Genomic DNA, 12,775 nt, shown 5'->3' with positions numbered 1-12,775 from the left:
GTCCCGATGCTCCTCGCCCAGGTCGAGCAGGTCCAGGTGCCCGACCTGGACTTCCCGGCGATCGCGCCGATCCTGATCGTGCTCGGCGCCGCCTGCGTCTCCGTGCTGTTCGAGGCGTTCCTGCCGCGTTCGGCCCGCTGGGGCGCCCAGTTCGGCCTCAGCGTGCTCGCGCTCGCCGGTGCGGGTGCCGCGCTGCTGAGCTACCTCGGTGACGCCCCGGCGACCGGGGTCACCACGCTGGCCGGCGCCGTCGCCGTGGACAAGCCCGCCCTGTTCCTCTGGGCGACGCTGCTGATCCTCGGCCTCGGCTCGGTGCTGCTGATCGCCGACCGCAGGGTCGAGCCCGGTGGCGCCTTCGCCGCCGACGCCGCCGTCCGGCCCGGCACCATCCAGGACCGCGAGCAGGCCACCACGGTCATGCAGACCGAGGTCTTCCCGCTGGCGCTGTTCTCGCTCGGCGGCATGATGGTCTTCACGGCGTCCAACGACCTGCTGACCATGTTCATCGCCCTCGAGGTGCTGAGCCTCCCGCTGTACCTGATGTGCGGCCTGGCCCGCCGTCGCCGCCTCATCTCGCAGGAGGCGGCGGTCAAGTACTTCCTGCTCGGCGCCTTCGCCTCGGCGTTCTTCCTGTACGGGCTGGCGCTGCTCTACGGCTACGCGGGCTCGATCAAGCTCTCCGCGATCGCCCAGGCCGCGGGCGGCTCCGACCGCTCCGACACGCTGCTGTTCGCCGGTATCGGCCTGCTCGTGGTGGGTCTGCTGTTCAAGGCGGCGGTCGGCCCGTTCCACTCCTGGTCCCCGGACGTCTACCAGGGCGCTCCGACCCCGGTCACCGCGTTCATGGGCGCGTGCACCAAGGTCGCGGCCTTCGGCGGCATCCTGCGGGTGTTCTCGGTGGCCTTCGAGTCGACCAGCTGGGAGTGGCGCGGGGTCCTGTGGGGCGTCGCGATCGTCTCGATGCTGATCGGCGCGATCCTCGGCCTGACCCAGACCGACATCAAGCGGATGGTCGCCTACTCCTCGGTGGCGCACGCGGGCTTCCTGCTGATCGGTTCGATCGCGCTGACCGACGAGGGCCGCGCGGCCACGCTGTTCTACCTGCTCACCTACGGCTTCACCACGCTGGCGGTGTTCGCGGTGATCAGCCTGGTCCGCGACGCCAACGGGGAGGCGACGCAGATCAGCTCCTGGGCGGGTCTCGGCAAGCGGTCCCCGGTGGTGGCGCTGATCTTCACGGTGCTGCTGCTCGCCCTCGCCGGCATCCCCTTCACCAGCGGTTTCGTCGGCAAGTTCGTGGTGTTCTCGGCCGCGCTCGCCGACGGGATGGCCCCGCTCGTGGTGGTCGCGCTGCTGGCGAGCGCCGTCGCCGCGTTCTTCTACCTGCGGATCATCGTGCTGATGTTCATGCGCGAGCCGGAGGAGAACGGCCCGACGGTGAGCCTGCCCGGCGTGCCGACGACGATCACCATCGCGCTCGGCGTCGCGGTGACGGTTCTGCTCGGCGTCTTCCCGTCGGCGGTGCTGGACTGGTCGCTGGTGGGAGCTTTCATTTCCTAGACAGATCACGTCGCTGGAGAAGCCCGCGGACGCTTGCCGTTCGCGGGCTTTTTCATGCCGTTTCCCGAGTTGTTTCGCCCGTGTTGGGGAAGTCATAGCGCGTTATGGGCCGGTGGGTGCCACGCACCCGGCAGCCCTACGTAGGCTTCGGATGTGACCACGAGTGAGCACGCCCGCCTTGGCCGGGACCGGGACGCCAGTTCGGTGCTGACCGACCCCGGGCTCGCCGCGTCAGTACAGGCAGGCCTTGAGCGAGTCGAGCGGCTGCTCAAGACCGTCGTGCAGAGCGACTTCGAGTTCGTCACCGAGGCCTCGCTGCACCTCGTCGAGGCGGGCGGCAAGCGCATCCGCCCGCTGTTCACCCTGCTCGCGGCCAACTTCGGCGACGCGGACGAGGACGACGTGGTGACCGCCGCCGCCGTGGTGGAGCTGATCCACCTGGCGACGCTGTACCACGACGACGTGATGGACGAGGCGACGATGCGCCGCGGCGCCGTCAGCGCCAACGCCCGCTGGGACAACGCGGTCGCGATCCTCACCGGTGACTTCCTCTTCGCGCACGCCTCCAAGCTCGTCGCGGGGCTCGGGACGGAGGCCGCGGAGATCATCGCGGTGACGTTCGGTGAGCTCGTGACCGGCCAGATGCGCGAGACCGTCGGGCCCAAGCCCGGCCAGGACCTCGTCGAGCACTACCTGAAGGTCATCGCCGAGAAGACCGGCTCGCTGATCGCCACCGCCGGGCGCTACGGCGCGATGTTCTCCGGCGCGGACGAGAAGACGATCGTGGCGTTGCAGCGCTACGGCGAGATCATCGGCACCGCGTTCCAGATCTCCGACGACGTCATCGACATCGCCTCGCCCTCCTCGGCCTCCGGCAAGACGCCCGGCACCGATCTGCGCGAGGGCGTGAAGACGCTGCCGATGCTCTACGCGCTGGAGGAGCAGGGCGAGCGCGGTGAGCGCCTGCGCGAGCTGCTGGCCGCTCCGATCACCGAGGACCACCTGGTGACCGAGGCCCTGGACCTGCTGCGCGAGTCCGAGGGGCTCGAACGCGCCAGGAAGACCCTCTACGGCTACGCCGACGACGCCCGGGGCGAGCTGGCCTACCTGCCGGAGTGCCCGGCGAGGACGGCTCTGGAAGCCCTGGCCGACTACGTGGTTGACCGCAGCAAGTAGCGACTACTTGGTGGACTGAGCCGGCTCTTCCGGAACCTCGACGACGATCGCTTCCGGCACGACGGTGGTCTCGTACCTGGCCAGCTTGCGCCTGCTCCGGTGTGCCGCCAGCGCGCCGTCCACCGTGAACAGCACCAGGGCCGCCCAGACCAGCCCGAAGCCGAGCCAGCGCTCAGGCGTCATCGGCTCGTGCATGACGAACAGGCCCCAGGCGAACTGGATGATCGGCGCCAGGTACTGCAAGGCGCCGAGCGTGACCAGCCGCAGCCTGCGCGCGGAGGTGCCGAACAGCAGCAGCGGCACGATCGTCACCGGCCCCGCCGAGACCAGCAGCAACGCGTGCCAGACGCCGTGCTCGCCGAAGGTCCCCGCCCCCGAGGCGCCGAGCCAGATGAGGTAGCCCGCGGCGATCGGGCCCAGCACCACGCTCTCGGCGGCCAGGCTGGTCACCGAGTCCATCGGCACGGTCTTCTTGATCAGGCCGTAGAAGCCGAACGAGGTCGCCAGCACCAGCGCGATCACCGGGACCGACGCCGAGCTCATGGTCATCACGATCACCGCGACGGCGGCGATGCCGATGGCGACCCACTGCGTCCGGCGCAGCTGCTCGTTGAGCACCGCGACGCCGAGCACCACGCTGACCAGCGGATTGATGAAGTAACCGAGCGCTGTTTCGGTCACCTGGCCGGAGGTCACCCCGTAGATGTAGGTGCCCCAGTTGACCGCGATCAGCACCGCGGCCGCCGCGACCAGCAGCCACGACCGCGCCGACAGGCCTCGCAGCCGCGCCCAGCGGCCGAACAGCAGCAGCCCGCCGAGCATGAAGACCATGGTCCACGCGATCCGGTGGGCCAGGATCTCGACCGAATCCGCAGGTCCGAGCAGTGGCCAGAAGAGGGGGAACAGGCCCCACAGTGTGTAGGCGCCCACCCCGCACAGGAGTCCGGAGGCGGTGCCCGGCTGCCTGGGGGAGGGTGGAAGGGCCATCGAGTCCGCTGAGGTGGTCATCGATGGCACCCGAATGAGTTTACGCTGAGCGTGATGAACGGGACAGACGCGTTCATCACACGAAGAGGAGGTCCAAGGCGGTGTCGTCCCTGTTCGGAGAGGTCTGGCTGTACTCCCTGCTCGCGGTCCTGGTCGGGGCCGGAGCCACCTGGCTGATCTTCGTCCGGCCCGCCCGCCGCAGGATCGCCGAGCTGGAGGACGAGCTCGCCCGCGTCGACCTGCCCAGCTCCGCCGCCGAGCCGAAGCCCTCGCGCCCGCCGGTGTTCAACGCCGCGCCCGCCGTCCTCTCCGCCCCGGAGCGTCCTGAGCCGCCGAAGCTGCCCGAGGCCGTTCAGCCGCAGCTGGTCGACCCGGTCTTCTCCGACCCCGTGCCCACCCAGGTCGTCGAGCCCGCTCCGCCCGTGCCGACCGAGGTGGTCCGCGCCGAGGCCAGCGACGCCGACGACGAGCCCTCGCTCGCCGAGCCTTCGCCCGCCGATGTCCCGCAGCCCTCGCCCGCCGAGGAGACGGCGCACATCGAGGTGGCCACGGCGAGGATGGACCTGCGCAGGCCGACCCCCACGCTGTCCGACATCCCGCCCGCGCCCACCGAGTACCTGGAGCAGCTCCAGCGCCAGCGCGACGCCGAACAGGCCGCCGCCGCTGCCCGCGCCGACGAGGAACCGCTGTTCTTCGAGGCCACCACGCCTCCCATGGGCATCAGCCAGGCCGCCATCCAGCAGGAGCTGCGCGCGGCCGGTGCCGCCGACGAGCGCTCCGATCGCCCCCGGCCCAGCGCCGCGCCGCGCTCCGCCCAGCCCACCGCTCCGCCCGAGGTCGACCCCATGGAGATGGAGCTGGCCGACCACACGCCAACCGCGCTCATCCCCAGGGTCGAGTGGCGCGGCGGCTACCCCGACACCGCCAAGCCCTCCGGGAAGACCCCCGGCGACGTGGACGACGTCGACGTGGACGACCCCGCCGCCGGAGCCTCCCCGCGCCCGGCCGCCGACTGCGAGCCCGAGCGCGCCGACGCCGACGACTTCGGTGCCTTCGACGCCTTCGGCGGGTCCGCCCGTCGTGAGCGCCCCCAGGCACCGCGCCCCCAGCAGGACCTCGCCGAGCCCGAGATCCCGTCGCGCCAGGTCGCCCTCAGCCGAGGCTCCGCCGCCGCCCGCAACGCCGCCGCCGACCCCGCCTCCCAGCCCACTGCCTCCCAGCCGACGTCTCAGCCGACCGCCGCTCGCCCCGCGCCCGACCGCCAGGCGCCCTCCGCTGACCAGCCCATGTCCGCTCAGTCGGCAGCCCCTGCTGAGCCGACTACCGCGTGGTCCACGTCCGCTCAGGCCGACTCGCAGCCGACGGCGTTCTCCGGACCGGACGCGCAGCCCACGACCGCCCAGCCGACGTCCCGGCCCACGTCGCCCGAGTCGGTCCAGCGAGCCGACACCCAAGCGACCAGCACGCCGGTCCAGCCGACTCCCGACGAGCCGACAGCGGTCCAGTCGCCCGGCGCCCAGCGACCCACCGCGCAGCCCACGACGTCCCAGCCCACGACGTCCCAGCCCACGGCAGCCCAATCGTCAGCAGCGCAGCCAGCGTCGGCCCAATCGTCGGCAGCGCAGCCAACCGTCGCTCAGCCAACGCCAGGCCAGCCGACCCCAGCCCAATCGTCGGCAGCCCAATCGTCGGCAGGCCAACCGACCACCACCCAGCCAGCGTCGGCAGCGCAGCCGACCGCCGCCCAGTCAGCGCAGCCGACGGCCCACGCCTCCGGCCACCCCGAAGCACAGGCCACCACCGCCATCCCGACCGGCGCCCAGCAGCCCTCCGAGCAGCCCCAGCGGACGCCGGACCCCAAGACCGAGGCCCTCCTCGCGGAAGCGGCCAGGCGCGAGGCCGAACTCCGCAGGCTCCAGGAGCAGCACCAGCCCGACCGCACCCGCTCGCTGTTCGAGCCGGTCGTGGACCCGGACGCCACCTCGGGCTCGCCGAACGGCAACCGCCCGGCGCACTGACCCGGAACGACGAACAGGGGCCCCGCTCACATCGAGCGGGGCCCCTGTTCGTCGAATCGAACCGTCAGTCGGTGATGACCGTCCACGTGTCCTTGCCGCGCAGCAGCGCGTCGAGGTCGGCGGGCTTGGCGGTCTTCGCCTGGTCGACCTGGGACCGGGCCAGGTCGTCGTAGGTGGGCCGCTGGACCTGGCGGAACACGCCGGTGACGGTGTGGTCGAGGTCCTGACCACCGAGGCGGGACAGCGCGAACGCGTAGGAAGGGTCCTCCAGCGTGGCGTCGTGCACCACGAGCGCGTCCTCACCGACCTCGGCGACCTTGCGGACCGAGAACGTGCCGGTCCTCGGGTCGCGGACCACGCCGTACTCGCCCTCGGCGCCGAAGCGGATCGGCTCGCCGTGGGACAGCGGGATGATCCGCCGCTCCCGCTCGCCAGGCTCCTTGAGCACGTCGAACGCGCCGTCGTTGAAGATCGGGCAGTTCTGGTAGATCTCCACCAACGCGGTGCCCCGGTGCTGGGCGGCGGCGCGCAGCACCTCGGTGACGCCCTTGCGGTCGGAGTCCATCGCCCGCGCCACGAACGTGGCCTCGGCGCCGATGGCCAGCGAGATCGGGTTGAACGGGTGGTCGAGCGAGCCCATCGGGGTGGACTTGGTGACCTTGCCGACCTCGGAGGTCGGCGAGTACTGGCCCTTGGTGAGCCCGTAGATCCTGTTGTTGAACAGCAGGACCTTGAGGTTCACGTTGCGGCGCAGCATGTGGATCAGGTGGTTGCCGCCGATGGACAGCGCGTCGCCGTCACCGGTGACCACCCACACCGACAGGTCCGGCCGGGACACCGAGAGGCCGGTGGCGATGGCCGGGGCGCGCCCGTGGATGGAGTGCACGCCGTAGGTGTTCATGTAGTACGGGAACCGCGATGAGCACCCGATGCCGGAGACGAAGACGACGTTCTCCCGCTTCAGCCCCAGTTCGGGCATGAAGCTCTGCACCGCGTTGAGGATGATGTAGTCCCCGCAGCCGGGGCACCAGCGGACCTCCTGGTCGGACTTGTAGTCCTTGGCGGTCTGCTTCTCGTCGGTGGTCGGAACGCCCTCCAGGCCACCGATCGTGGGAAGACCCAGCTCGATCGTCATGCCTGAACCCCCTGCACGATCTCGATGAACACGTCCTGCAGCTCCTCGGCCTTGTACGGCAGCCCGGAGACCTTGGTGTGGCTGATGACGTCCACCAGGTACTTGCCGCGCAGCAGCAGCGCGAGCTGGCCGAGGTTCATCTCCGGCACGATCACCTTGCGGTAGCCGCGCAGCAGCTCGCCGAGGTTGCCGGGGAACGGGTTGAGGTGCCGCAGGTGCGCGTGCGCGATCTTCATGCCCTGCCTGCGGACCCGGCGGCACGCGGCGCCGATCGGCCCGTAGGTGGAGCCCCAGCCGAGCACCAGCACGTCGGCGGATCCGCTGGGGTCCTCGACCTCGATGTCCGGCACGGTGACGCCGTCGATCTTGGCCTGGCGGAGCCGGACCATCTTCTCGTGGTTGTCCGGGTCGTAGGAGATGTTGCCCTTTCCGTCGGCCTTCTCCAGGCCGCCGATCCGGTGCTCCAGCCCCTTGGTCCCCGGCACCGCCCACGGGCGGGCCAGCGTCTCCTCGTCGCGCACGTACGGCCAGAACTCACCGGAGCCGTCGGGAGCGTTGGGCTCGGAGGCGAACTCCACCCGCAGGTCGGGCAGGTCCGAGGTGGTCGGGATCCGCCACGGCTCCGAGCCGTTGGCGATGTAGCCGTCGGAGAGCAGCATCACCGGCGTGCGGTAGGTCAGCGCGATCCTGGCCGCCTCCAGCGCCGCCGCGAAGCAGTCCGCCGGGGTGGACGGCGCGACCACCGGAAGCGGTGCCTCGCCGTTGCGGCCGAACATCGCCTGGAGCAGGTCGGCCTGCTCGGTCTTGGTCGGCAGGCCGGTGGACGGGCCACCGCGCTGCACGGCCACGACCAGCAGCGGCAGCTCGGTCATCACCGCGAGGCCGATGGTCTCCGACTTGAGCGCGACACCGGGGCCGGAGGTGGTGGTGACGCCGAGCGCCCCGCCGTAGGAGGCCCCGAGCGCGGCGCCGACCGCGGCGATCTCGTCCTCCGCCTGGAAGGTCGTCACGCCGAAGTTCTTGTGCTTGGACAGCTCGTGCAGGATGTCCGAGGCCGGGGTGATCGGGTAGGTGCCCAGGAACACCGGCAGCTCGGAGCGCTGCCCGGCCGCCACGATCCCGTACGCCAGCGCGGTGTTGCCGGTGATCTGGCGGTAGGTGCCCGGGTTCAGCTTGGCGGGGGAGATCTCGTAGGTGACCGCGAAGGCCTCGGTGGTCTCGCCGTAGTTCCACCCGGTGCGGAAGGCCAGCACGTTGGCCTCGGCGATGTCGGGCTTCTTGGCGAACTTCTCCCGCAGGAAGCGCTCGGTGCCCTCGGTCGGCCGGTGGTACATCCAGGACAGCAGCCCGAGCGCGAACATGTTCTTCGAGCGCTCGGCGTCCTTCTTGGACAGGCCGGTCGGCTCCAGCGCGCCTCGGGTCAGGGTCGCCATCGCGACCTTGTGCACCTGGAACTCCTCCAGCGAGCCGTCCTCCAACGGGTCGGAGCCGTAGCCGACCTTGGTCAGGGCGCGCTTGGAGAACTCGTCGGTGTTGACGATCAGGATCCCGCCGGGCGGCAGGTCGGCGATGTTCGCCTTGAGCGCCGCCGGGTTCATCGCCACCAGCACGTCGGGCCGGTCACCGGGGGTGAGGATGTCGTAGTCGGCGAAGTGCAGCTGGAAGCTGGACACGCCGGGCAGGGTCCCTGCTGGCGCGCGGATCTCCGCCGGGAAGTTGGGCAGCGTCGCGAGGTCGTTGCCGAACGCGGCCGCCTCCGAGGTGAACCGGTCACCGGTCAGCTGCATGCCGTCACCGGAGTCACCTGCGAACCGGATGACGACGCGGTCGAGCTTGCGGATCTCGGTTTCGCGTCCCGGGGTGCTGACGCTCATGGAGTGGCGGTCCCTCTCTCACAGGGGTCGCGGGGCCTGCGGCCCGCACTGGATTCAGGGACGTCGTCTCGGCTGGTGGGCACGGGCAACGGACCCTGCTGCCCCCGAGGGTAGTCCTGCCTTACTTAGACGCTGTAAGCCCGGTTACCGCCCGGTGACACTGCGGTCAACGGTAAGTTCCGGCACTTTCCTGAATCGATTGAGGAAACCCAGATCACACTAGAGGTTCCCGAGGGCTAGGAAGCCTCAGCTCCGCGAGATCCGCCCCTTGAGCGCGGCCAGCCGCTCGGCGAAGGCCGGGCTGTCCATGGACGCGATCTGCGGCACCAGCTCGTGCTCGACGGCTTCGGCGTGTGCGCCGAGGCTCGCCGTGACCCGCATCGACGATTTCGTGGTCACAGCCAGCTCGCGAGGCGCTGCGGCGGCTTTGTCCGCCAGCTCGACGGCCGCGCTGACGACGTCCTCCGCGCTGCTCCACGCGAGCCCGTGCCGCACCGCCGCGTCGGCGTCCAAGAACTCGCCGAAGAGCACCATCGCCTTCGCCGTCTGCGGTCCGGCGAGGCGCTGGAGCATCCAGGTCATCCCGCCGCCCGGGTGGATGCCGAGGTTGAGGAAGCGCGCGTCGAAGCGCGCCTTCGGCCCGGCGACCCGGACGTCGCAGGCGAGCGCCAGGTTGAGCCCGGCGCCGACCGCGGCCCCGTTCACCGCGGCGACCGTGGGCAGCGAGCAGTTCGCCACCGCGAGGAAGCCGCGGTAGATCCGCCGCAGCCCCTCCTCGCGGGAGTCGCCGAGCTGTGTCAGGTCCGCGCCCGCGCAGAACGCGGGCGGCGCCCCGGTCACCACGAGCGCGCCAACGCCGGAGTCCGCCTCGCACGCGGCCACGGTGTCCGCCAGCGCCTGCGAGAGGTCCAGTGTGAGCGCGTTGCGCCGCTCCGGATCGCTGACGGTCACCACCGCGACGGCACCCCGCCGCTCCAAGATCACCTCGGCACCCATGGGCGCGATTATCGCTCCAAGGCCGCTCGCACGACGCGGACGGCTTCCTCCGGATCGACCCCGAGCGCCCTGACCTTGGCCGCGAACTCCTGGGCCGCGCGCTGGACGGCGGCCTGGCCGTGCCCGCCCGTCGCGCTCACGAAGCTGCCGTTGCGCCCGCGCGTCTCGATCAGCTCCGCTTCTTCGAGCTCGCGGTAGGCGCGCGCGACGGTGTTCGCGGCGAGCCCCAGCTCCTCGGCGAGCTTGCGCACCGTCGGCAGCCGCGTGCCCGCCGCCAGCGCGCGCTCGGTGATCTGCCTGGCGAGCTGCGCGCGGAGCTGCTCGAACGGCGGTACGGACGACGCGGCGTCGATGTGGACGTTCACCACGGCTCAGCCTCCAGCCTTCGGTGTGGCGGGGCGCTCCAGCAGCGTGGACAGCACCACGGTCGAGACGGTCCGGTCTATGAAGTCCACTGCCCGCAGGCGCTCCAGCGCGGTTTCCATGTGGTGGATGCTCGCGGCCCGCAGGTGCACGATCGCGTCCGCCGAGCCCGACACCGTGTAGGCGGCCTTCACCTCGGCCAGCGGCTCCAGCCCCGCGCGGAGCCTGCCCGGCCTGATGTTGCCGTGGCAGTGCACCTCCACGAAGGCCTCCGTTCCCCAGCCGAGGGCCTCCGGGTCCACCACCGCGGTGAAGCCCCGCAGCACCCCCGCGTCCAGCAGTTTGTCCACCCGCCGCTTCACTGCGGGCGCCGACAAACCGACGGTCGAACCGATCTCCGCGTAGCTCGATCGAGCGTCCGCAACGAGGCACGAAATGATTCGATGGTCAATCGAGTCCATACGCAACATTCTGCCGTTTACGCGGCATGATGCGGCGTTGATCGATGGTCTGTCGGACACTTAGATTTCGAATCATGTCGTCCGCCGTTGAGGTCCGCCCCGTCTCCGGGGCCAGCGCGCTCGCCGCCGCCCGCACCCCCACCACCCGGCGCTACCTCATGTGCGCCCCGAAGTTCTTCACCGTCGAGTACGCGATCAACCCGTGGATGGACCCCAGCGAACCGGTGAGCACCGAGCGTGCCCTGGAGCAGTGGGCCGAGCTGAAGCGGACCTACGAGAGCCTCGGCCACGTCGTCGAGGAGATCGAGCCGCAGCCCGGCCTGCCCGACATGGTCTTCGCCGCCAACTCCGGCACCGTCGTGCACGGCCGCGTCCTCGGCGCCCGCTTCCGCGCCCCCGAGCGCGCCGGTGAGGCCGAGTTCTACCGCCGCTGGTTCCTGGAGCACGGCTTCCGCGACGTCGTCATGCCCACCAACATCAACGAGGCCGAGGGCGACTTCACCTGGAGCGGCCGCGTCCTGCTCGCCGGCACCGGCTTCCGCACCGACCCCGGCGCCCACGCCGAGGCGCAGGAGATCCTCGGCGTCCCCGTGGTCTCGCTGAAGCTCGTCGACCCGCGCTACTACCACCTCGACACCGCGCTCACCGTCCTCGACGACTCGCGCGACAACCCGCTCGTCACCTACTACCCGGCCGCGTTCTCGCCCGGCTCGCAGCGCGTCCTGGAGCTGCTGTTCCCCGACGCCGTCCTCGCCACCGAGGCCGACGCCGCGTGCCTCGGCCTCAACGGCGTCTCCGACGGCTACAACGTCGTCCTGCCCGTCGAGGCCACCGCGCTCGGCACCGCGCTCGAAGCCCGTGGTTTCCGCGCGCACTACGTCGACATCTCCGAGCTCCGCAAGTCCGGCGGCGGCCCGAAGTGCTGCACCATGGAAATCCGCGTCTGATCCACCTCGAGGAGACCCCGGTGACATCACCGCCGGGGTCTCCTTGCTTAGGCATCCGGTTCTTGGCGAACGCATCGCCAGGTCACTCAATCGGGGTTGCGTTGAGCCGTTCGGACGTCGTTACCGTGCGGACATGACCGCTGCGAACGACTCGTTCCCCGGTTCACCGGTGCCTGATCTGCCGCCCGAGGCGGCTCCGTTCGCAATCCGTGACGCGTTGATCGACGAAGATCGCACGGATTTCGTCGGCCAGTACCAGGCAGCGATGGCACTTGCGGCAACCACACTGGACCTGGCCCCGGTGCTCGATCTGTTGCGCGCGTGGCAGCGGACGGCCGCGGTGACTCAGGGCATGGGCGTTGCTGCCTACCGGCGGATGATGTCCACGGTCGATGAGATCCAGCGAACGGGCACGAGTTCCACTGCTGAGTCACGCGACGGGATGCACGAAGTCCTCAGGAATCGTCTGGGAAGCCGGGACGGGTTCGCGGGTCTTCAAGACCCGCAAACCCCCTTCTCGCGGGTCTTCAACGACGACAAACCCTTGGCCGCTGGGGTTGAAGGCAGTTGACGATGATCGAGAAGGGGGTTGGGTGGTCTTGAAGACACCCCAACCCCGACGTCTCTGTCGTGATCGACCGCGTGTGATCAGCGGGTGACGTTGTAGATCAGTTTCTGGACGCCGTTGCCGTAGGACTCGCTGTCCACGAGCGCGAGGTTCTGCTTGTCCTTGTCGGTGCCGCTGAACAGCCGCTTGCCCGCGCCGAGCAGAACGGGGAAGACAAGCAGGTGGTAGCGGTCGATGAGGCCGGCGTCGGCGAGGTTGCGGTTCAGCTCGGCGCTGCCCTGGACGATGATCGGCCCGCCCTCGGTCTCCTTGAGCGCGGCGACGTCGTCGAGCGAACGGAGAACGGTGATCTCGCCCCAGTTGGAGACGAGGTCCTGCTCGCGCAGGGTGCTGGACACGACGTACTTGGGCATCGCGTTGTAGCGCGGGAACTCCGTGGTCATGCCGGGCCACACGGCGGAGAACGCCTCGTAGCTGGCGCGGCCGAGCAGCATTGCGGCGGCCTCCTCCTGCTCCTGGGCCTTGAGCGCGTAGGCGGCCGGGTCGAAGTCGATGTCCTTGAAGGTCCAGCCGGTGTTGCGGTAGCCGGGCTCGCCGCCGGGGCCCTCCATGACGCCGTCGAGGGAGACGAAAGCGGTGGAGATCAGGGTGCGCATGGAATGCTCCTCGGGTGCTCTGACGTGCTCTTCT

General features: G+C 70.3%; 12 protein-coding genes. 5 read left to right on the top strand and 7 right to left on the bottom strand.

What is annotated here, in order from left to right:
* Positions 1 to 6: 6 nt before the first annotated feature.
* Together nuoN and ABD798_RS11065 are read left to right on the top strand one after the other, a co-directional pair.
* Positions 7 to 1,560 (top strand): NADH-quinone oxidoreductase subunit NuoN, encoded by a 1,554-nt coding sequence (gene nuoN, locus ABD798_RS11070; RefSeq protein ID WP_344873989.1) that lies wholly within the window; start codon positions 7 to 9, stop codon positions 1,558 to 1,560.
* 204 nt (positions 1,561 to 1,764) lie between these two features.
* Positions 1,765 to 2,736: a polyprenyl synthetase family protein gene (locus tag ABD798_RS11065; protein WP_344873987.1), complete on the top strand. Its 972-nt coding sequence runs from the start codon at positions 1,765 to 1,767 to the stop codon at positions 2,734 to 2,736.
* A 3-nt stretch (positions 2,737 to 2,739) separates the two neighbouring features.
* Here the strand turns inward: ABD798_RS11065 and rarD are convergent, their stop codons facing one another.
* Positions 2,740 to 3,744: an EamA family transporter RarD gene (gene rarD / locus ABD798_RS11060; protein ID WP_344873450.1), complete on the bottom strand. Its 1,005-nt coding sequence runs from the start codon at positions 3,742 to 3,744 to the stop codon at positions 2,740 to 2,742.
* Between the two features lie 80 nt (positions 3,745 to 3,824).
* Between rarD and ABD798_RS11055 the strand changes: the two genes are divergently transcribed.
* On the top strand, positions 3,825 to 5,741 hold the full coding sequence (locus ABD798_RS11055; RefSeq protein WP_344873448.1) for a hypothetical protein: 1,917 nt from the start codon (positions 3,825 to 3,827) through the stop codon (positions 5,739 to 5,741).
* A gap of 64 nt (positions 5,742 to 5,805) precedes the next feature.
* On the opposite strand, the gene ABD798_RS11050 is transcribed toward ABD798_RS11055, so the two are convergent.
* The 5 genes from ABD798_RS11050 to ABD798_RS11030 form a co-directional block, all read right to left on the bottom strand.
* Positions 5,806 to 6,876: a 2-oxoacid:ferredoxin oxidoreductase subunit beta gene (locus tag ABD798_RS11050; protein ID WP_344873446.1), complete on the bottom strand. Its 1,071-nt coding sequence runs from the start codon at positions 6,874 to 6,876 to the stop codon at positions 5,806 to 5,808.
* Entirely contained in the window at positions 6,873 to 8,750 is a 1,878-nt protein-coding gene (locus ABD798_RS11045; RefSeq protein WP_344873444.1) for a 2-oxoacid:acceptor oxidoreductase subunit alpha, read from the bottom strand. Before ABD798_RS11045 ends, ABD798_RS11050 begins: the two co-directional genes overlap by 4 nt.
* Positions 8,751 to 8,996: 246 nt before the next feature.
* Positions 8,997 to 9,746, bottom strand: a complete 750-nt coding sequence (locus ABD798_RS11040; RefSeq protein ID WP_344873441.1) for an enoyl-CoA hydratase — start codon at positions 9,744 to 9,746, stop codon at positions 8,997 to 8,999.
* 8 nt (positions 9,747 to 9,754) lie between these two features.
* Entirely contained in the window at positions 9,755 to 10,111 is a 357-nt protein-coding gene (locus ABD798_RS11035) for a GntR family transcriptional regulator (RefSeq protein ID WP_344873439.1), read from the bottom strand.
* A gap of 6 nt (positions 10,112 to 10,117) precedes the next feature.
* The gene (locus tag ABD798_RS11030; RefSeq protein WP_344873437.1) at positions 10,118 to 10,570 is read right to left on the bottom strand and encodes an Lrp/AsnC family transcriptional regulator; all 453 of its coding nucleotides are present in this window, start codon (positions 10,568 to 10,570) and stop codon (positions 10,118 to 10,120) included.
* A gap of 74 nt (positions 10,571 to 10,644) precedes the next feature.
* On the opposite strand from ABD798_RS11030, the gene ddaH reads away from it, so the two are divergent.
* A complete protein-coding gene (ddaH, locus tag ABD798_RS11025) occupies positions 10,645 to 11,517 on the top strand; it encodes a dimethylargininase (RefSeq protein WP_344873435.1) in 873 nt (290 codons plus the stop codon).
* A gap of 133 nt (positions 11,518 to 11,650) precedes the next feature.
* Positions 11,651 to 12,088: a DUF6247 family protein gene (locus tag ABD798_RS11020; protein WP_344873433.1), complete on the top strand. Its 438-nt coding sequence runs from the start codon at positions 11,651 to 11,653 to the stop codon at positions 12,086 to 12,088.
* 77 nt (positions 12,089 to 12,165) lie between these two features.
* Here the strand turns inward: ABD798_RS11020 and ABD798_RS11015 are convergent, their stop codons facing one another.
* Positions 12,166 to 12,741, bottom strand: a complete 576-nt coding sequence (locus ABD798_RS11015; protein WP_344873431.1) for a dihydrofolate reductase family protein — start codon at positions 12,739 to 12,741, stop codon at positions 12,166 to 12,168.
* Between the last annotated feature and the right edge of the window lie 34 nt (positions 12,742 to 12,775).

The sequence above is a fragment of the Allokutzneria multivorans genome (assembly GCF_039537405.1).
In the GTDB taxonomy this organism is placed as follows: domain Bacteria; phylum Actinomycetota; class Actinomycetes; order Mycobacteriales; family Pseudonocardiaceae; genus Allokutzneria; species Allokutzneria multivorans.
This window is presented reverse-complemented; position numbering and strand designations above follow the sequence as displayed.

What these genes read in the sequence shown, in the direction of transcription:
- ABD798_RS11030 (WP_344873437.1), bottom strand. Translation starts at nt 10,570, where the DNA reads ATGGACTCGATTGACCATCGAATCATTTCGTGCCTCGTTGCGGACGCT.
- ABD798_RS11020 (WP_344873433.1), top strand. Translation starts at nt 11,651, where the DNA reads ATGACCGCTGCGAACGACTCGTTCCCCGGTTCACCGGTGCCTGATCTG.
- ABD798_RS11015 (WP_344873431.1), bottom strand. Translation starts at nt 12,741, where the DNA reads ATGCGCACCCTGATCTCCACCGCTTTCGTCTCCCTCGACGGCGTCATG.
- ddaH (WP_344873435.1), top strand. Translation starts at nt 10,645, where the DNA reads ATGTCGTCCGCCGTTGAGGTCCGCCCCGTCTCCGGGGCCAGCGCGCTC.
- ABD798_RS11045 (WP_344873444.1), bottom strand. Translation starts at nt 8,750, where the DNA reads ATGAGCGTCAGCACCCCGGGACGCGAAACCGAGATCCGCAAGCTCGAC.
- ABD798_RS11050 (WP_344873446.1), bottom strand. Translation starts at nt 6,876, where the DNA reads ATGACGATCGAGCTGGGTCTTCCCACGATCGGTGGCCTGGAGGGCGTT.
- nuoN (WP_344873989.1), top strand. Translation starts at nt 7, where the DNA reads ATGCTCCTCGCCCAGGTCGAGCAGGTCCAGGTGCCCGACCTGGACTTC.
- rarD (WP_344873450.1), bottom strand. Translation starts at nt 3,744, where the DNA reads ATGACCACCTCAGCGGACTCGATGGCCCTTCCACCCTCCCCCAGGCAG.
- ABD798_RS11040 (WP_344873441.1), bottom strand. Translation starts at nt 9,746, where the DNA reads ATGGGTGCCGAGGTGATCTTGGAGCGGCGGGGTGCCGTCGCGGTGGTG.